The organism is Maridesulfovibrio zosterae DSM 11974 (assembly GCF_000425265.1).
GTDB classification, from domain to species: Bacteria; Desulfobacterota; Desulfovibrionia; order Desulfovibrionales; family Desulfovibrionaceae; genus Maridesulfovibrio; species Maridesulfovibrio zosterae.
The window spans coordinates 792,972-811,482 of record NZ_KE384342.1 but is presented as its reverse complement, the minus strand read 5'-3'; the positions used below and the strand labels follow the sequence as shown (position 1 = coordinate 811,482).

General features: G+C 40.8%; 19 protein-coding genes, 2 tRNA genes and 1 other RNA gene. 8 read left to right on the top strand and 14 right to left on the bottom strand.

Annotation, left to right across the window (positions count from 1 at the left end; translation table 11 throughout):
- Positions 1 to 63: 63 nt before the first annotated feature.
- The 4 genes from H589_RS20505 to H589_RS19890 form a co-directional block, all read right to left on the bottom strand.
- On the bottom strand, positions 64 to 738 hold the full coding sequence (locus tag H589_RS20505; protein ID WP_027722846.1) for a hypothetical protein: 675 nt from the start codon (positions 736 to 738) through the stop codon (positions 64 to 66).
- Entirely contained in the window at positions 725 to 1,927 is a 1,203-nt protein-coding gene (locus tag H589_RS19895) for a tyrosine-type recombinase/integrase (RefSeq protein WP_035076175.1), read from the bottom strand. Before H589_RS19895 ends, H589_RS20505 begins: the two co-directional genes overlap by 14 nt.
- A 202-nt stretch (positions 1,928 to 2,129) precedes the next feature.
- Positions 2,130 to 2,490, bottom strand: a transfer-messenger RNA (tmRNA) gene (gene ssrA / locus H589_RS20695).
- A 107-nt stretch (positions 2,491 to 2,597) separates the two neighbouring features.
- Positions 2,598 to 2,966 (bottom strand): hypothetical protein, encoded by a 369-nt coding sequence (locus H589_RS19890; protein ID WP_051249764.1) that lies wholly within the window; start codon positions 2,964 to 2,966, stop codon positions 2,598 to 2,600.
- Between the two features lie 125 nt (positions 2,967 to 3,091).
- Here H589_RS19890 and H589_RS0115330 point away from each other — a divergent pair, with 125 nt between their 5' ends.
- A complete protein-coding gene (locus tag H589_RS0115330; protein WP_027722845.1) occupies positions 3,092 to 3,295 on the top strand; it encodes a hypothetical protein in 204 nt (67 codons plus the stop codon).
- A gap of 1 nt (position 3,296) precedes the next feature.
- Here the strand turns inward: H589_RS0115330 and H589_RS0115325 are convergent, their stop codons facing one another.
- The 8 genes from H589_RS0115325 to H589_RS0115290 form a co-directional block, all read right to left on the bottom strand.
- On the bottom strand, positions 3,297 to 4,667 hold the full coding sequence (locus tag H589_RS0115325; RefSeq protein ID WP_027722844.1) for a response regulator: 1,371 nt from the start codon (positions 4,665 to 4,667) through the stop codon (positions 3,297 to 3,299).
- Positions 4,668 to 4,832: 165 nt separating this feature from the next.
- Entirely contained in the window at positions 4,833 to 5,594 is a 762-nt protein-coding gene (locus H589_RS0115320; RefSeq protein WP_027722843.1) for a DUF4198 domain-containing protein, read from the bottom strand.
- A gap of 33 nt (positions 5,595 to 5,627) precedes the next feature.
- On the bottom strand, positions 5,628 to 6,239 hold the full coding sequence (locus H589_RS0115315) for a hypothetical protein (protein ID WP_027722842.1): 612 nt from the start codon (positions 6,237 to 6,239) through the stop codon (positions 5,628 to 5,630).
- A gap of 197 nt (positions 6,240 to 6,436) precedes the next feature.
- Positions 6,437 to 7,816 carry a hypothetical protein gene (locus tag H589_RS0115310; RefSeq protein WP_027722841.1) on the bottom strand — a complete coding sequence of 460 codons (1,380 nt, stop codon included), beginning with the start codon at positions 7,814 to 7,816 and terminating at the stop codon, positions 6,437 to 6,439.
- 340 nt (positions 7,817 to 8,156) lie between these two features.
- Complete coding sequence (locus H589_RS0115305) at positions 8,157 to 8,546, bottom strand: hypothetical protein (protein WP_245577166.1); 390 nt, start codon at positions 8,544 to 8,546, stop codon at positions 8,157 to 8,159.
- Between the two features lie 217 nt (positions 8,547 to 8,763).
- Positions 8,764 to 8,840 (bottom strand) — tRNA-Met (locus H589_RS0115300).
- A gap of 161 nt (positions 8,841 to 9,001) precedes the next feature.
- Positions 9,002 to 9,078 (bottom strand) — tRNA-Met (locus H589_RS0115295).
- Positions 9,079 to 9,215: 137 nt separating this feature from the next.
- On the bottom strand, positions 9,216 to 10,010 hold the full coding sequence (locus tag H589_RS0115290; RefSeq protein WP_027722839.1) for an undecaprenyl-diphosphate phosphatase: 795 nt from the start codon (positions 10,008 to 10,010) through the stop codon (positions 9,216 to 9,218).
- 155 nt (positions 10,011 to 10,165) lie between these two features.
- Between H589_RS0115290 and H589_RS0115285 the strand changes: the two genes are divergently transcribed.
- The 3 genes from H589_RS0115285 (at position 10,166) to H589_RS0115275 (ending at position 12,778) form a co-directional block, all read left to right on the top strand.
- Entirely contained in the window at positions 10,166 to 10,363 is a 198-nt protein-coding gene (locus tag H589_RS0115285) for a hypothetical protein (protein ID WP_027722838.1), read from the top strand.
- Between the two features lie 118 nt (positions 10,364 to 10,481).
- Positions 10,482 to 11,642, top strand: coding sequence for an LPS export ABC transporter permease LptF (lptF, locus tag H589_RS0115280; protein ID WP_027722837.1), 1,161 nt, complete (start codon positions 10,482 to 10,484; stop codon positions 11,640 to 11,642).
- Entirely contained in the window at positions 11,639 to 12,778 is a 1,140-nt protein-coding gene (locus H589_RS0115275) for an LptF/LptG family permease (protein ID WP_027722836.1), read from the top strand. The genes lptF and H589_RS0115275 overlap by 4 nt, the downstream gene beginning before the upstream one ends.
- 70 nt (positions 12,779 to 12,848) lie before the next feature.
- Here the strand turns inward: H589_RS0115275 and yihA are convergent, their stop codons facing one another.
- Complete coding sequence (gene yihA / locus H589_RS0115270; protein WP_027722835.1) at positions 12,849 to 13,472, bottom strand: ribosome biogenesis GTP-binding protein YihA/YsxC; 624 nt, start codon at positions 13,470 to 13,472, stop codon at positions 12,849 to 12,851.
- A 128-nt stretch (positions 13,473 to 13,600) separates the two neighbouring features.
- On the opposite strand from yihA, the gene H589_RS0115265 reads away from it, so the two are divergent.
- From H589_RS0115265 to H589_RS0115255, 3 genes are all read left to right on the top strand, one after another.
- Positions 13,601 to 14,056, top strand: coding sequence for a type II 3-dehydroquinate dehydratase (locus H589_RS0115265; protein ID WP_211225346.1), 456 nt, complete (start codon positions 13,601 to 13,603; stop codon positions 14,054 to 14,056).
- 177 nt (positions 14,057 to 14,233) lie between these two features.
- Entirely contained in the window at positions 14,234 to 14,794 is a 561-nt protein-coding gene (gene efp / locus H589_RS0115260; RefSeq protein WP_027722833.1) for an elongation factor P, read from the top strand.
- Positions 14,795 to 14,861: 67 nt separating this feature from the next.
- Positions 14,862 to 17,117 carry a DNA translocase FtsK gene (locus H589_RS0115255; RefSeq protein WP_156891749.1) on the top strand — a complete coding sequence of 752 codons (2,256 nt, stop codon included), beginning with the start codon at positions 14,862 to 14,864 and terminating at the stop codon, positions 17,115 to 17,117.
- Between the two features lie 128 nt (positions 17,118 to 17,245).
- Here the strand turns inward: H589_RS0115255 and H589_RS0115250 are convergent, their stop codons facing one another.
- Positions 17,246 to 17,713, bottom strand: coding sequence for an L-2-amino-thiazoline-4-carboxylic acid hydrolase (locus H589_RS0115250; RefSeq protein WP_027722831.1), 468 nt, complete (start codon positions 17,711 to 17,713; stop codon positions 17,246 to 17,248).
- A gap of 60 nt (positions 17,714 to 17,773) precedes the next feature.
- Here H589_RS0115250 and lolA point away from each other — a divergent pair, with 60 nt between their 5' ends.
- Positions 17,774 to 18,418 carry an outer membrane lipoprotein periplasmic chaperone LolA gene (gene lolA / locus H589_RS0115245; RefSeq protein ID WP_027722830.1) on the top strand — a complete coding sequence of 215 codons (645 nt, stop codon included), beginning with the start codon at positions 17,774 to 17,776 and terminating at the stop codon, positions 18,416 to 18,418.
- The last annotated feature ends 93 nt before the right edge of the window (positions 18,419 to 18,511 follow it).

Here is an 18,511-nt window from a genome sequence, read left to right as displayed (position 1 = left end):
GATATATAAGTAATTAAAAAGTAAAAATAAATTTTAAATGCATGCCTCAATCAAATCTGATCTTTATATTTTACCCTTTTTAGGAGGCTTTTTGCCTGGTGAATATTTTAAATCACCTGGGAAATGTTTCCAAGACTGCGTGATGGAATCAGCAACAAGTGGGCCGTATTTTTTCTCATCGTATCCATTAATCATTTCTTTTCTAAATTGATCTTGTGAGAGTCTTTGGTCTTCGAGTGGAATTTTAAATTTAATTGCGTTGGTTATGATTTTGTTGATCAAAATTGTGTGGCTTATAAATGAACCTTTCCAGCTCATAGGAGTAGCTTCCCATGATTTTATTTTATGTTCTAAGTTATCTATTTTCTTTTTTAGTTTTGTGACTTCATCGCTGTCACTCAAGGTATTACATTCACTAGACGCAGATTGTGTTTTTCTAGTCTCAAGCCTTTTTTGAGCTGCTTCCTGTGCTTTTTCGTAAAGTTTATTCTTTTTTTCTAGATGAATTATTTTTTTGCTATTTCTATATATGTAAATACAGCTTATTATTAGACTGAATAGTAGTAGTGCTGCATAAAAAGCAAATTCAGTATTAGAGGAATAGCTGCTTCCGAAAACGATCATTAATATTAAAATTGAATAAAGAATAAGTACTGTAATGAAAGAACTCAGCTGACCGCTAATAGCTTGTAACATGTCCGATTTGTTTTGCCCTTTTAGGTCGTTAGTCATTGGCATTTGGTATCTCCTCTCCATTCTTTAAGGCATCTAAATAATCAGCCCACCATTGCATCATCTTGCGCCGTTCCGGTAGATAATCGGCATGGTTGTATGCTGCACGCACGCTGTTGCCTTCAACGTGAGCAAGCTGTCTTTCAATCACGTCTGGCTTCCACCCGTTTTCATTAAGGTTGGTTGAAGCCATGGAGCGGAAACCGTGTCCTGTGAGTTCTTCTTTGGTGTAGCCAAGGCGGCGAAGGGCACCATTAACGGTGTTTTCACTCATGGGGTATAGTTTGCTGCGAATGCTTGGGAATAAGTATTTCCCGTCACCTGTAAGCGGTTTCAATTCGAAGAGCACTTCCAGAGCTTGGCGGGAAAGTGGCACAATGTGAGGACGACGGGCTTTCATTTTTCCTGCTGGGATTCTCCATTCAGCCGTATCAAGATCAATTTCATCCCACTCTCCGTGTCGGAGTTCTCCAGGGCGGACAAAAACTAAAGGTGCTAGTTGTAAGGCGCATTTAGTCATCGTGCTACCTTGGTATTCGTCAATATTGTTGAGCAGTGGGCCGATCTCTTTGGGATCGGTTATTGTCGCCATGTGTTTGTGCTTTACTGGCGGAAGAGCACCTTTAAGATCTGAAGTAGCGTCACGGGTGGCGCGGCCGGTGGCTACGGCATAGCGTAAAACTTGTCCGAGAATGCTGCGCACACGGTGGGCTGTTTCAAGCGCACCCCGGCTTTCAATTCTTCTGAGAACTTTTAAGATATCCGGCGGTTCAATTTCACTGACAACCATTTTCCCGATCCAAGGGAAACAGTTCAGTTCAAGACGTTTGATAATTGTTTGGGCGTGTCCTGCGGTCCAAGTGTTTTTGAATTTTGTGTGCCATTCGCGGGCAATTGATTCAAATTCATTTTCCCCACTTACTGCGGCCCGTTGATCTTTTTTGTATTCGGAGGGGTTTATACCACGTTCTAGAATTTTACGTTGTTCATCTCGCTTATCTCGTGCTTCTTTGAGGCTAGTCGCAGGGAATGAGCCTATGGCCATCATTTTTTCTTTGCCGTTAAAACGATATCGGTATCTCCATAACTTTGTGCCCGAGGGGGTGACTTCAAGACACAGCCCGTTTGAATCCCCAAGGCGGTACAATTTCTTTTTGGGTTTTGCGGCTTGAATCTGCTTTACGGTAAGAGCCATGCGGGTTCCTCCTTTTTGCGGGTAGATTGGATGAGTATTTGCGATATACTCGATTGTCTACCCATATCAAACCATAGATGTCAACGGGGTTAACCGAACTATAACGAACGCAGAAAAAACGAAAAACCCTTGCTATTCTATTGAATAACAAGGGTTTAGTGAACGCTTAAAAACGATATGGGACGGTATGAAATGGGGCTTATGGTGGAGGCGGGGGGAGTCGAACCCCCGTCCGAGAATGCTCCACCAAGATGTCTACAGGTTTAGTTCAAGTATTGATTCTCGTCTGTATGAACGCCCTTGAACAGGCAACATACGGACCAGCGCGTGCTGAGTTCTCGCCGCTTCCGGGACGTGCAACCGGAAACTAGCCAGCCTGATGGGTTTTGTTGTCAAAGCTGATATCAGACATCAAAGCTATGACATGGCGAGCTTAATTAAGCTGCCAGTGCGTAATCGTAATTGTCGTTTGCAATTATGATTGTGCCGCTTTTTACGTGGCCAGCGGCGCCACGACCTGCGATCTTGGCTTCATTCATCCCCGTCGAAACCAGTGCGCCCCCATTTCAAAGAACTATTCCTACTAATAATGTATGTACGTAAGCAGGATCATGCAAGGGGGTGGCAAAAAAAGAAATGCATCCCGCTTGGCAAGAGAAATGTGATTATATCATTGTGGATCAGTTGGCAAGTGATCTAAAGGTTTTAAGTTGATTTTAGTCCAGCCTCCTTTGCATGAATCACATAATTTGCTGCACAGTGATTCAGAAAGAGGATCGAATCCGCCTGACCTTACTTCTCCGGTCAGCATGTTTTCGCACGAATATTTCATTTCATATTCACAGACCCAGTTTGATATCGTGTCTCCGTCAACATCCAGACATCTGACCTGAGCTGTGCCGAAATTTACCCTGTTTTCTATACAGCCCGTCTGATCCTTACATTTATATGTGGTGGACTCGGCAAATGAAACTGATGCCATCAAAAGCGTCAGTGCAATAATTATTGTATGAGTTATTAAGTGAGCAGATGATTTCATTTTAATTTTGTACCTCTTGTGATTAAGGAATAACTATTTTTAAATATTATAGTATTCTCTCTTTCTTGTCATTTAACAAAGTGATAAATATTGTGCATTCAACAAGTTAAATAAGTGGAGGAACTATGCATAATCCTTTTAAATTTTATGAATACGAAGATTCAGCTTATATCTATGATACCAATCAGCAACGTCTTTTTCAGATGGGTGTTGTTGAAAGTGGAGATGTAACCGAAGAAAATCAGGATCGTATTTTGAAAAGCGGAATAGAGGTCGATAAGGTCAGGGCTTGGGAGATTTCGGGGCTTGATAAGCTACAGCCTGAATAGATCAGTTCATTAGTCTTGGTTTATGGCTTTTCATAATTGCCTGAAAAGCCTTTGCACATTCCGGACATAGTTCTGAAGGAGATTTCGAGTTAATGAATTCCATAGTAGCTTCATGTGTAAAAGCTTTCTTATAGGGACGATTAGCTGTTAATGCATCATATACATCGGCAATTGTTATAATTCTGGCCCATAGTGGAATTTCTTGACCTCTAAGTCCGTGGGGGTAACCTTTCCCATTCATCTTTTCGTGGTGATGCAGTACCGCTGGAATAATGTCTTCCATACTTGGAATCGGGCGTAATATTTCTGCTCCCAGCACTGGATGCTGTTTGATAGTATCGAATTCAGGGTCTGTTAAGGGGCCGTTTTTCAACAGGATATCATCACGGATACCTATTTTACCCAAATCATGGAGCCTTGCGGCAAACTCAATTCTTTCTACATCATTTTCAGGCAATGACAGTTCTTTTGCAATTTGAACGGAGATATTGGAAACCGTATCAGAGTGACCGCGTGTATATGAATCCCGTGCTTCCAGAGCCTGAATGAGGCTTGTTATGCTTCCCATCAGCAGGGTCCGTTCTTTTTTGAAAAGTTCACGTTGGTGCAGAATTATTTGGAAATGGTCGCTAAGCAGTTTCTCAGCGGTAATCACGAGCTGATCGATATTAAAGGGCTTGACCAGAAAAGCTGCAGCACCTTTATGAAGCAGCTCACGCATTGTTCTGCGGTCACCGCCAGAACTCATTATAACAAATGGTATATGCGAAAGTTCTGAGTCGTGCTGAACCTTTTCACATAATTGAACTCCATCACGTCTGGGCATATTGATATCTGACAGTATGAGATCCGGGACCAATTCTTGAGCAAGTTTATAGCCTTCAATTCCATCCGAAGCGGTTACAACCTTAAATCCGGCAGCAGAGAGACCTGATTCAACAACTTTTTTGATATATTTTGAGTCGTCAACAACAAGTATTAATCTGTCACGCAGAATTTTGGATCGTGATAAAATTTCTTTAATGTATGGGAGAAGGTCTTTCTGAGCCTTGTTTTTAACAATATATGCTGCAGCTCCGACTTCAAAGCCTTTTTCAATATGCTCGTTTTTATCGTTGCAGGAAAGTATAATGACTGGAGTGGATTGCGTGAGGGGATTGTTTTTTATTTCAGTACAGAGTTGGTACCCGTCAATTCCGGGCATGGTTACGTCAGTAATAACCAAATCATAATGGTTCTCTCGGGTGTACTTTAATCCTTGCACTCCATTACATGCTTCAGTGACATCAATTGAATGTTTTTTTAACTGTGAACATATAACAGAGCGGATTGTCTTACTATCGTCAACAATCAAAACCTGAGGGTTATGCATTCATACTCCAGATTATACTCCATTTTATGCTCTGTAAAAAAGTAACTGACCGATATCTTTGATTTAGAAATTATGTTATTTTTATAATTGTATTAACCCAAAAAGTAAAGGCCGGGAAAAATATCCCGGCCTAGAATTGAATCAAGTGTGGTTATAATCAGAATGTTACTTAGTCTCGTATGGCAGCATTTCTATCCATAATACAGCACCAAGTTCGACCTCTTTACCTTTGATCTTATAGTCAGCAGTGTTCAGAGCTGCAAATCCCCACCAGCCAGCCTTAGGACATGCAAAGGTGAATACTCCATTTTGATCACACATAACTTCCTGAGTTACCATGCATTCGTATGGAGCTTTGAATTTAGAATCTTTGTTATAAAGTTCAACTTCAACTCTGGAGAAAGGAGCAGGTTTTCCGTCAAGCATAACTACGCCCTGAAAAACATTTCCAGCATAGTTACCCCATGGACGTGTCAGTGGTACAATCTCAGTTTTTACGCCAAGAGGAGTATTCCAGTCTTCGCCTTCATTAAAAGCTGAGACAATAGTTTTAGTGTAGTGAATGATATAGTTATCTTCTGCTGGTTCCGGGTAAGGAGTCGGTTCCATGAAAAATGTGTACATACCCGGACGTTTGAACTTGTATTCTGCGGTAAAAGATTCATGCCCCATTACCTGAGCTTTTTTTAAAGAAGGGAGCAGGTTAGATTCTTTGCCATCATAAAATACACTGAATTTTTTAGGTTTAACTAAATTCATTCCGGCCAATTCAAATGGATGTGAGAATGATAGTTGAAACTGTGTAAATTTCTTTGCAGGTAAGATGATTGAATCATTTGGGATAAGCATTCCAAAGTGTGCAAAAGCAAGACTGCTGAATGCTAGAAGCATTATGGCTGATAATAAAACAATACGCAATTTCCGCATGAATTCACTCCAATTAAAAAAGTTTAAGTTAAGCTATCTTTTTCTGGACATAAAAAAAGCAGCAACACCAAAAAGTCCGAGGATATAGCCTATCCCGGAAAATATTTCATTGGCCCCGGGGCCATTTTCCTGCTGGCTGATGATTAATCTTTTGAGGGTATCAATTTTATCATTCAGTTTTTTGATTTGTGTTGAGAGCTCAACTGAACTTTCTGCTGAAATTGCAGTATTGGTGCTGACTGCGGGGGGAGTCTGGCTGGATGGGATTGTTTCCAATTCTACTTGATCTTCAGGGAATATTTCATCAGCCTGAAGTGTCCATTCCCCGCGGTGACCTTCAGAGGCATGCAGGACAATTTTCATTCCGCTTTTATCTGCTTTAATAGCAGCAGGTATTGTGAAGTCGTATTTTCCATCATCGTCAGTTATTCCTGAGAGGACTAGTTTTCCACCTTTTGTGTTAAAAACTTCTATTTTTCCCTGATGGACAAGTTTCTTCTTACTGAAATAGCTTTCGGTGTATACCGTATCGCCTTCGACGTATGCGAATACACTTACTCTATGGGCATAAGCTGTAGAACTAATAAGTAAAAGTGTAAAAATAAACGCGGATACAGTCAGTTTTCGAATCAGAGATATGCGCATTTGTATTACCTTCGTCTGCTATTAAAAAATAATAAGTTAGCATCGAATGACACTTGTTTTAAAAAGGTAATACAAACAGGACATGATTTAGTCAACACTCAAATTCATTAGATGTGAGAATATAACCAGTTATGCATATTGCAGATACTGGTGTGCTAGCTGTAAGTCGGGTTATGAGGTAAGATCTGAAAGACCTGTCAGTCGAACGTATAGCCTAGATTGATAGTTGTATTAAAAAAACCGTCAGGATCACCGGATTTTGTTCCGAGTGTTTTGAGATATCGAAGGTCGGTTCCAAGAGTAAAACCGGAATCAAACTTATAAAGAAGTCCGGCACCACCACCGGCAACAGGCGCGCCATCCGATATATTGAAATCTGTATTTGGGTAGGAGAAAAGGGAGTAGCCGCCATGTAGCGCTACGTAAGGTACGAAATGTCGGTCAGCATAAAATCTATACAGTAGAGAGCCTGTAAATGTATAGGTGGTAAAGGATTTGTTTTTGTAATCATAAGTCGTTGCATTAGTAGAATTTGTAGCTGCAACAGAAGTTCCTGATTTTCCAGAAACACTGCTGATCATGAAATCACTGCCGATACCAATTCCGGAAGGAAAGAAATGACGAACCGACGCTCCTTCAGTCGCTCCAAAAGTCGAGTAAGGCACTGTATTTTTTTGTTTTGCCGTAAGCTGAGCTCCTATCGATCCACCTATAAAAGTTTCAGATTTTTTTTTGGGGATCAAAAAGCCTTTGTTTTTGGTTCTTCTGGTGTTTTTTTGTACTTTTACAGCCAGTTCATAGTCTTGTTTTGCTATGTCTCCCGGAGCCTTCATAGTCGACGTGCCTGCAGTCATATCAGTTGTTTCGCCGTTTGGCGTGAGTAGTGATGAGGATTGTCCGTAAGTCTCTGTTACTGGCTGGCCCATTTGGGATGTGGCATAAACAGGGACAGGGCTGGCTGGCCATAATCCTAAGCCCTGCACGGGTTGCCTTGTTTGAACTTGCTGGACAACAGGCTGGTTCTGTATTGGTGGCTGTCTTTTCGTTACTTGTGTTGGAGCAGTCGCAGGTCTCACTTTATTCGTAGTTGAAAGTTCTGAAATTATGTCATTTGATGTTGCCGTTTCTTTTACTTTATCTGGAGTAGAAGAGGGTATAGATTGTGATTTTTGCACTTGATCAATTTCAGATGAAGCTTGAGCTGTTCCAACTGGAGAAACTGTCGGAGGAGTCGTCTGGGCAATGCTTTGAACTATTCCTTCATCAAGAAGTTCTTTTGTAAGAGAATTTCCATTAATAGTGATATCGCCGAGAGTTTCCTCATTTTCAGTTTTTCTGATTGCATTTATTTCAACGTCTTTCATTAGTGCAATATTACTTGCATCGAGACGGGCTTTTGCTGTGTCAATAGATGCGGCCTGCTTTACTCCCGCAAGTTGAACTTTAACCGGAGTTTGACCATCTTTTAAAACAACAAATCTCGTTGCGCTATCGACGGCAATAATTTTTCCAGGCCATGCCTGAGCCAGAGAAGGGGTAAGTAGCATTGTAATAAAGAAGAAGATCAATTTGCGCATAATTCAGCCATTTGTTGTAGTTTCAGATACTATTTAAAGATCGGTCACAACTTAATTTACTTAATATACGAGCTACAATAATTGTACAAAATTTTATATGTAAATTTCTTATATCTAACCATATTCATCCAATGCAGCAGCAAGTAGCAGGGTACTGTAAGTTTTCACATGGATTCATATTTAAGAATAAAACGGCAAAATGATAAAATAAATGATATTATATCCTTTGTGGAGAGAGGCTGCGGGGAGTGAAATAACTGGCTGATTTAAAATGCAATAAATAGCTGAGCGCAAGCATCGTGCTTGGGGTTAACGGTATAACTTAAAAGGCTGCCGCACATTAGCGCCAGCCGATTGGTTCATAACCTTTTTCTCTCAAGCAGCGATTGACAAAATTCATGTAAACGGAATCAGTGTTGTCTTTTACTGCGCCACTTGCAGCTCCTCCGGCAGCACCTCCGGCAAGTCCAGCAAGAGCAGATGAACCGGGACTTCCTGTGATAAGGCCTACTCCAAGACCTACAGCACCACCAATAAGTCCTCCTTTGGCTCCGCTTTTAGCTGCATTTTTACCTCTTGATTCTTTCCCTACGCTATCATCAGCCAGTTTAAGGCAATATTCTATGTCTTCAGAAGCCTTTACCTTTCCTACTTTTTTGTAGTGTTCATTGGGATAAAGTTCGGGTTTTTTTGCACAGGCTGGACATACAAGGATAAGGCTTATAGCCATCAATAAGAGTAGTGTGCTTTTGTACATATCAAATTATGGGGGTTAAAGTTATATTTCATATTTTAAGATTACAGTATTTTTATAATTTCTATCTATTATTATCAAAAAGAGCTGTGTTTGCAAACATCGTTTAGGTCAAATAAGTTAAGTGGTGGCAAGTAATATTTGAAAATTTATAAAAAAAAGGCCCTGCCTAAGCAGAGCCTTGTAATAATCGTGGTAGCGAGGAAGGGAATTGAACCCCCGACACTGCGGATATGAGCCGCATGCTCTAACCAACTGAGCTACCTCGCCACTTTTGTCGTGGACTTCCTGTCCAACGAGGAGAGTAAGTATACGTTCTTGCCACTCTTGGCAAGTAAAAAAATGATATAAATTACAGTATAATAATTATATATGTAAAATGATATTTAAAAAGAAAAAGGCCCTGCTTAAGCAGAGCCTTGTAATAATCGTGGTAGCGAGGAAGGGAATTGAACCCCCGACACTGCGGATATGAGCCGCATGCTCTAACCAACTGAGCTACCTCGCCACTTTTGTCGTGGACTTCCTGTCCAACGAGGAGAGTAAGTATACGTTCTGTGTTTCATTTGCAAGTAAAAAATGAACTTTTTTTTAATTTTTTTGAAAAAAAGCTTATTTTACAGCGTGCTAAGTCTTTCGTGTACTCTAGCTCCAAAAGAAAATGATAAGCGGTGAAAGTACTAGACGATAATATGCAAATGGTTTCAGGGTTAATTTGCCAAGCAGATATATAAAACATTTTACAGCTGCCCATGCAGATAAAAATGATACTGCAAATCCAACAGCAAGAAAAGGTATATCCGCTGAACTGAAGAGCTGATAGCTTTTAAGCATATCGTAACCAGTTGCCGCAAACATTATTGGGACAGCCGCAATAAATGAATATTCAGCTGCTACTTTACGTTTTGCACCAAGCAGCATACCACCCATAATTGTGGCTGCCGACCGTGAAAATCCAGGCCATAGAGCAAGGCATTGGAATAAACCTATTCCCAAAGCAAGTTTGGGAGTAACTTCATCCAGCGTAAAACAGGAAGGGCGCAGGTCCTTTTTTTCTACAATTAAAATCATGATGGCCCCGACACCCAATGCCCATGCTACCGTGTAAGGATTAAATAAATATTCTTTAATATAATGGTGCGTTAAAAGTCCTAGGACAGAAGCGGGTAAACTTGTAAGAAACAATAGGTATAAACCTCTGATGCCTGAAAAACGCTGTCCTTGACTTGGAACAATCAGTCCCCAGAAGCGGGGCCAGTACAGAACTACCACAGCTAAGATTGCTCCGAGCTGTATTGCCACTTCGAAAGTCGCGGCTTTCTCACCGGTAAAACCCAGCAGATTGCCTGTGATAATGAGATGGCCGGTGCTTGAGACAGGTAAAAATTCTGTTAACCCTTCGACAATGCCTAGAATTGCGGCTGTAAATATCGATGTCATTTAAGTTCCTTTAAAATTCAGTTTAGAAATAAAGCCGATTTCAATTTCAGATTTATTTACGAATGGGTATTCCACCCTGCATAAAGTTGCAAGGGGCGGCAAGCTGGTGTATTGCTAAAAAATACTAAACTATGTTTTCAAAAGGAAAAATATATATGACTACTGTAGTTACTCCCTGCGAACTTACCCGAAAAGCAGTCAAGTGGATTTGCGAGCAACGTGAAGAGACTGATAAGTCCTTATCTTCATTGCTGGAAGAAGCTGCCATGCGGTACAACATGTCTCCTAAGGATATGGAATTTATGGAGCGTTTTTTTGCTGAAAATTCTGATCTGGAACTGGAGTGCGATTAGAGTATACTTTTACTCTTATATTGTTCGTACTGAATGCAAGCACGCTGCCTGACATTTTTCGGGGGCGAGAGTACTCGCTTGCTAAACTTTATTGTCTGCATATTTTGCGGGAATCAAATTGAAGCTTCTTCATCGTAATATTTTTAAAGAACTTATCTCCATTTTTACCTTGAGTATTTCCGGGTTTATGGGCCTTATCCTTATAGGGCGCCTTTTGCAGTTCAGAGATCTTTTTATGGGGCAAAGCATTGGCATTTTAGATATGGCCAAGCTTTTCGCGTATTTGTGTCCTTTTTTTCTGCTTATTCTCACTCCTATTGCAACAATGTTGTCCATTTTTCTGGTTTTTTTGCGGATGAATGCTGATAACGAAATTACTGCGCTCAAATCAGGCGGACTCAGTCTTTATAAGCTGCTTCCTGCGCCGATAATTTTCTGTTTGCTTTGTACCGGTGCTGATATTTTCTTTTCTCTTTATGGTTTGTCGTGGGGAACTGAAAATTTCCGTAATTCATTAATGGAGTTTGCCCGTACACAAAGCCAGCTTGCTCTTAAACCCGGAGTATTTAACAAAGATTTTCCCGGATTAGTTTTTTATGCTGAAACTGTTGATGACGAAAAGGGGACTATGAGTTCAGTTTTTGTCAGGGACAGCACTCGCAAAGGAATGAGAGCCACAATTGTTGCCCCACTGGGAGAGATTCTTACTGATCCTGCCCGTGGACGTCTGCTTATCCATCTTGAAAATGGACGAATTTATCAGCAGGAAAATGAACAATTAAGTGTACTTAAATTTAAAAATTACGATGTAAGAATACCTTTGGCAAATATTTTGAAAGGTTATGACGTAGCCGAGTTACGTCCAAAAGAAATGTCGTGGGAGAAGCTTGTCCGTATCAGTCGGGCAGGAGACAGAGCCGGGGATATAGATAAGACTTTTCTCCGAAAAGCTCAGGTTGAGGTTCAAAAAAGATTGGCATTACCTGTTGCATGTCTGGTACTTGGCATGTTTGCCATGCCGATTGCCTGTCTTTTCAGGGGGTTGAAACAACAGTACGGCCTGCTTATTTCGATGGGGCTGTTTCTTGTGTATTATACGATGCTTTCTCTCGGCGTAACCTTCGGGGAAAGTGGGGTGCTGACACCTGTAATAGGACTTTGGGCGCCTAACGTTACTTTTGCCATTATTTCAATAGTGTTGTTGAAGATGGCTGTCATGGAGCATTCATTTAGTTTCAGACTGTCTTTTCTTAAAAGATTCAGGAGGAAGGAAGCATGATCAAAAGACTTCTTCCCGGGCATCTTTCAGGATATGTGCTGAAACAGAATCTGTTTCTGATGTGTGTTACACTCGGTGTTGGAACCGGTATCTATTTGCTTTCCGATCTGTTTGACCGTCTTGATGATTTTATTGAGGCTGGACTCGGTTTCGGTACTATTCTGCGTTATTTTATAGTGAAAATGCCGTTGATATTTTCACAGATTCTGCCCGCAGTCTTTTTGATATCCATGATCATTCAGCTTTGCGTAATGGCACGCAGCAAAGAAATGCTGGCTCTTAGAACCGGAGGTCTTTCACTTGCCTGGTTTTTGAGATTTTTCGTGATTTACGCAATTATCTGGTCTTTAGGCCAACTTCTTTTTTCACAGGTTATCGGAGTTTATGGAGAGCAGGAAGCTTTTCGTATTTGGAAAGAAGATGTGCGAAAAAGCCAGCTGGACAAAAGAGTTCTGCACAATATCTGGCTTAAAGAAGGTAATTTTGTTGTTGAAGCAAAAGAGGTAATGCCTTTTGCCAACAAGGCCAAAGGTATAACTGTTTATGAATTTGCGGATGATAACAGTGGAATAGAAAGAGTTATTACTTCTGACAGTGCAGAGGTGAGCAGCAAGTATGGTTGGAAATTGGAAAATGCGGTAGAGCTTAGCCCAAACCGGTTTGCGTCGCGAAAACATCCTATTTTCACTATGCCGATCAACCTTGATTTAGAGGTTTTCAAAGTCGTTGACCCCGGGATTGATCCTGCCCAGCTACCTATGTGGCAACTTGATAAGGTTATTAAACAATTGGATAAATCAGGTTCAAATGTTGATCGGCTGGTTACTGCATGGCATTCAAAATGGGCCTATGCTTTTTCTCTGTTATCTATGGCCTTAGTCTCTCTTGCGCTGGTGACTTTTTCAGAGAATATCTATCTTAATATAGGTTTAGGACTGGCTCTTACATTTGCATACTATGCTCTGTTTATGGTTGGTGCATCAGCCGGAGATTCAGGTCTTCTGCCGCCTGTTATTGCGGCATGGTTTGGAAATATAGTGATCAACACTCTGGCCTTAGTCCGGATAGGGTGGGTTTTAATTCCTGAATCATTCGGCAAATATTACACAATGTTGAAGGCAAGAAATTTGAACTGAATAAAAAAGGTCAATTCCTGCTGAACGCGTGGAATTGACCTTATTGAAAATGTTTTAATCTATTTTATTCTTATTCTTGTTTTTGCTTTTCCTGCTCAGCGGTATAGAAATCAATCAGTTCCGGCATGGCGGTTGTATCAAGCAATTTCCAAAGTTTAGTGCGGTTCATGCCGCTTTTACTTGAGACACACAGCGGTTTGACTTTTAATATATCTTCCCACTGATTTTGAATTTTTGACCGCTCTTTTTGCTTTGTCTTGTCAGACTTAGTCATGATAGGCAGAATTGGAATATTGCAATGTTTAAAATATGAAATCATTTCAATATCATTTTTTTGCGGGGTAAGACGGCTGTCCAGAAGAACTGCGGCTGCGGCAATATAAGAGTTACCGGCCATATATTGGTCTATGAGTTTGCCCCATTTGGCTCGTTCAGCTTTAGAGCAGCGGGCATACCCGTAACCGGGCAGGTCAACAATGTAATAGCCGTGCGGATCTACCTCGAAAAAATTCAGACTCCTGGTTTTACCGGGAGTAGCACTTATTTTTGCAAGTTTTTTTCTATTTGCAAGACAGTTTATCAGCGATGATTTACCAACGTTGGAGCGTCCGGCCAAAATGATTTGCGGTGCGGCAAACTGCTCCAGCTGATTGATCTCATAGATTGTATTAATTAACGTAAGTGTATTATTCATAAGGAATTGCCCTTGATTATTTGTGTTATGTGCAGCGCAGACTGTTCACTTATTTCTGCAGGCTAGTCAAGTTAGATACTCTTTTAATAACATATTTCGGTCAACCTGAAAAAATGAGGCAAATAAAAATGAAAACCTTTCTTATTCTTAACGGACCTAATCTCGGATATGTTGGAAAACGTCAGCCTGAGATTTATGGATCTGATAAAATTGAAGATATTCCTGTTCATCTAAAAAAAATTATGGGTAGTTGTGCTGATGAAATTAAGCTTGAATTTTTTCAATCAAATTCTGAAGGAGCCTTAATTGATCGACTTGAAAAAGCCCGTCTGGATAAAATTGACGGAGTCGCTTTTAACGCCGGAGCCTATACTCACACCAGTTTAGCTTTAGCTGATTGTCTGGCATGGATTGAAGTTCCTTGTGTTGAAGTTCATATCAGTAATATATGGGCGCGGACGCAGGATCCGGTTCGTCAGAAAAGTTTTATGGGAAAACAGTGCATTGGAGTAATTGCCGGATTTGGAATTATGAGCTATGCCTTGGCCGTTCAAGCATTGTTTTCGCATGTGACAGGTGACTAAATTTCGGTTTAGCTGGATATGCAATTAGTTTACGGGTGGAATGCCTGTTTATTTTAATGTAAACAATCATTTGAATCAGGATAATTATCGCTGTCACAACATAAATTGACGACAGCAGGGCTTTGGCCCTTAGCGGCCATTATCGGCCCTGTAAAAAATATTTTTATTGGAGGAATTATGATATCAACAAAAGATTTTAGAAACGGACTTAAAGTAGAAATTGATGGTAAACCATTTGAAATCGTTGAATTCCAGCATTTCAAACCGGGTAAGGGCGGTGCCTTTGTCCGTACCAAGCTGAAAAATATGTTTACCGGTCGTGTAACTGACCAGACCTTCCGTTCCGGTGAAAAAGTTCATAAGCCTGACATGGCTACGAACGAAATGCAGTTCCTTTATAAAGATGGTACAGACTACGTTTTAATGGATCTTGAATCTTATGAACAGATGAATGTTCCTGCTGATGTTATAGGTGCTGCCGGCGGCTACCTTAAAGAAGGTGAAACCAATAAGGCTCTGCTTTATAATGGCAATGTTATAGGCATTGAATTGCCTGCATCTGTTATCCTCCTTGTTACTCAGACTGATCCTGGTATACAGGGTGACCGTGTAAGTAATGCGACTAAACCTGCTACTCTTGAAACAGGTCTTAGTATTAATGTACCTCTTTTTATTAATGAAAATGATAAAATCAAGGTTGATACCCGTTCCGGTGAATACCTTGGTCGTGAAAAGTAATCATTTATAATACATAATCTACCGGGGAACCTGTGCGTTCCCCGGCAATTTTTTTAAATTTCCCACTATTGGGTATAAAACGGAGGATGAGACACTGCCCAGCGAAAAGTTCGCAAAAGAAATTTCCGGCATGTTCTGGATGTTTTTAGCCGTTTTTCTTTTTATAAGCATGTACTCGTTCCATCCGGGTGACCCGACTCTTAATCAGGCCGTCAGCTCAAATTGGAAAATTAAAAACCTGATTGGTCCTGCCGGATCGTATGCAGCCGGGCTTCTTGTGGATATGCTTGGAGTTGGATCATGGCTGGTTCCTTTTTATTTTCTGTTTCTGGGACTTTCTTCCTTTTTAAAAATACTTAAGCAGCCTTGGTGGCGCTGGGTAGGGCTGGTGCTTTTGTATGTATGTACTTTGGCATGGGCTTCACATCCCTGGCTTGCAGGTCTTCAAAAGAATATTGTTATTCATGAAGGCGGATTTATTGGAGCAATTCTTTCGAAATGGTCCTTTCAATACCTTAAACCTGTGGGAGCATTTTTATTCTGGCTTTTCACAACTCTTGCCGGAATTCAGCTTACTTTGAATCTTAGCTGGGCTGCCATAGGTAAAAGAATGCGTTCGATACTTCTTGATTTCTTCTTAAAGAATAAAGAACGTGTAGAGCGTAAATCCAAGCGTATGAAAGCCGAGATGGCCATTAAAAAAGCTGAAAAGAAAAAAACTAAAGAGAAAATCAAGAAAAAAGCTGAAGCTACTGCCTCTATTTCTGATTCTAAAGTTGAAGAGGAAGATGAAACTGTAATTGTTTTAGAGCCTTTTCTTGATGGACCTGCGAAGAAAGAAGCTGCGAAGAAAGTAAAAGCGAAGCCTAAAGCCAAAAAAATAGATACCACGACAGCTTTTCCCGCTCTTGATATGCTTACTGAACCTCCTGTGGCCGGAGTTCAGTTTGATCCAAAAAAGCTTGAGGAAAAGACTGAAAGTCTTAAGGTTTGCCTAAAAGACTTTAATATAGATGGTGAAATTCAAAACGTTATTCCCGGGCCGGTAGTAACTATGTTTGAATTTCGTCCTGCACCGGGTGTAAAGGTCAGTAAGATAGCCAACCTTACTGATGATATCTCACTTGCTTTGAAGGCTACTGCCGTCAGAATTGAGGCACCGATTCCCGGTAAGGACTCCGTTGGTATTGAAATTCCAAACGACAATAGACAGACTGTTTATTTACGTGAAATTTTTGAACATGGCTGCTTTACTAAGTCCAAGTCTACGCTGACAATGGCTCTTGGTAAGGACATTCAGGGTGTACCTGTTTCTGCTGACCTTGCTAAAATGCCGCATCTTCTGGTTGCAGGGGCTACTGGAGCAGGTAAAAGCGTATGCCTGAACGGGCTGCTCATGAGTATACTGTATAAGGCGAGTCCTGAAGAAGTAAAACTTTTGCTTATAGATCCTAAGAGGATTGAGCTTGCTGTCTATGCAAGTCTTCCTCATTTGGTGCATCCCGTTGTAACGGACATGACTCTTGCCAAAAGCGCACTTGAATGGGCCGTGTATGAGATGGACAAGCGCTATGAAAGTATGGCGCGTCTCGGCGTTCGTAATATTGCCAGCTATAATGAAAAGCTTGCCAAGATGGATGGGGAAATGCCTGAAGATCTGGAAGATCTTGAGCCTATGCCTTTCCTTGTCATTGTTGTGGATGAGCTTGCCGACCTTATGCTTACAGCCGGAAAGGATGTTGAAATAAGTATTGTCCGTCTTGCACAGCTTGCCCGTGCGGCAGGAATTCATATTATTCTGGCAACGCAGCGTCCGTCAGTTGATGTTGTAACCGGACTTATCAAAGCCAACTTTCCAACACGTATCTCATTTCAGGTAACCTCAAAGCACGACTCTCGTACCATTCTTGATATGATCGGTGCGGAGAAGCTTCTCGGGCGTGGTGATATGCTCTACAAGCCAAGCGGTTCAAAGTTGCGTAGATTGCATGGTGCTCTTGTTGAGGATGATGAGATTAAAGAAGTGGTAAATTTCTGGAAGCAGAAATATCCGCAGGAATTCGAACTTGATTTTTCAGACTGGAAAGAAACACCCGGCGGTGCCGGACCGGGAAGTATGCCCGGTGAATCAGATGATCCTGTATACAACGAAGCGGTTGAATTCGTACTTGGACAGGGCAAAGCTTCGATTTCATTATTGCAAAGGCGTTTTCGCATCGGATTTAACCGTGCGGCACGTTTTATCGAGCAGATGGAGCAGGATGGGATTCTTGGCCCGCAGGATGGCAGTAAGCCACGTATTGTCTTGATTACTAAAGATTAAACAGCAAAAATATTCAGGAGTACTTAAACCCTTTTTCAAAAGGAGTTTAAGTACTCCAAAAATATTAGTTATTTTTAATAGTGCAGAGTTGTTTTGCTGGTGAAATAAGAAGCTGATTCTAGTAAAAATTAATCCCAATAAAATTCGAAAGGACAGCAGTCTCCGCCTTCAGCCAGTGTTGATGTACGGACCATGCGGAGATTTTCACTGTAGCCTTTGGCAAAAGGTTCATCGCGGCAGCATGAAATCATGCGGCAAAGCTCCTCAGGCAGCCCCATTTTGCGGTATGAATCCTGATAATTGCAGCGTACAACTTTAATGGTGAGTGAGTTGTCATTAAGCGACATTTCTTCTATTTCAATGGCATCACCTTTTTTCCAGAGTTCAACTACGGTTGAGAAATGCTTAAGGCCGGGGGCATCTACCGATGCAGCAAATCGCTGACCTGCTTTAAAGGCCGATTCTTTTAAATTTTCTGCAATAATTTCCAGAGCTTTTTCTTTTCCAAAATATTTGGACATAGTCTTATAAAGCTCGCCATACAGTTCTGCCTCAATAAGACGGCGGTCGATCTGTGATACAGGTTGTTCTTTCATAATTCACCTAAAAGAGTTAAGAATACGTTGTAGATGAACATTAAATTCATGAGGAAAATAATGCGTTTCAAAGCCTTAATACTGACAATTTCTATTTTAATTTCATTTTGCAGCGTAGCGCATGCAGATGAACTGACAGCTGAAATCCAAAAAACATATGATTCAATTAAAACTTTCAGTGCAGATTTTACTCAGACATTGACCAATGCTGCAAGTAAAGAACAGGACATCAGATCCGGTAAAATTACTTTTAAGCAGCCATCCCTTCTACGCTGGGAATCTGTAAAGCCTGAAAAAGAATTGTTGATCGTAGGAAAATCCGTTGTGTGGGACTATTTCCCTGACGACGAAGTTGCTCTCAAGTATCACACAAAGCAGATTTTTAATTCTAAAACCATGATCCGGTTTATTTCTGGTCAGGCAAAGCTTGAAGATGATTTTGTTGTAGAAAATCAGGGTGATGAAAATGGACTAATCAAGCTTAAGCTTCTACCTTTTGAGCCTGAAACCGGGCTTGTGCTTGCTTATGTATGGGTTGATCCGGTCAAGAAAATGCTAGTTAAAACTCTGGTGGTTGATTTTTATGGAAATGGTAACGAAGTTGCTATGACTAACATTGAAATTGATCCGGAAGTTGATGACTCGGTGTTTAACTTTGTTCCTCCCAAAGGAATCGAAGTTGAAGATAATACCGTAAACCAATAGAGATTTAAACAATCATTTGACTTCTTCGTATTTTAGAAGGAAAGCATGAATCTTTTGAGGTTCGGAGACGTATGAGTGTTTTTTACATTTGGT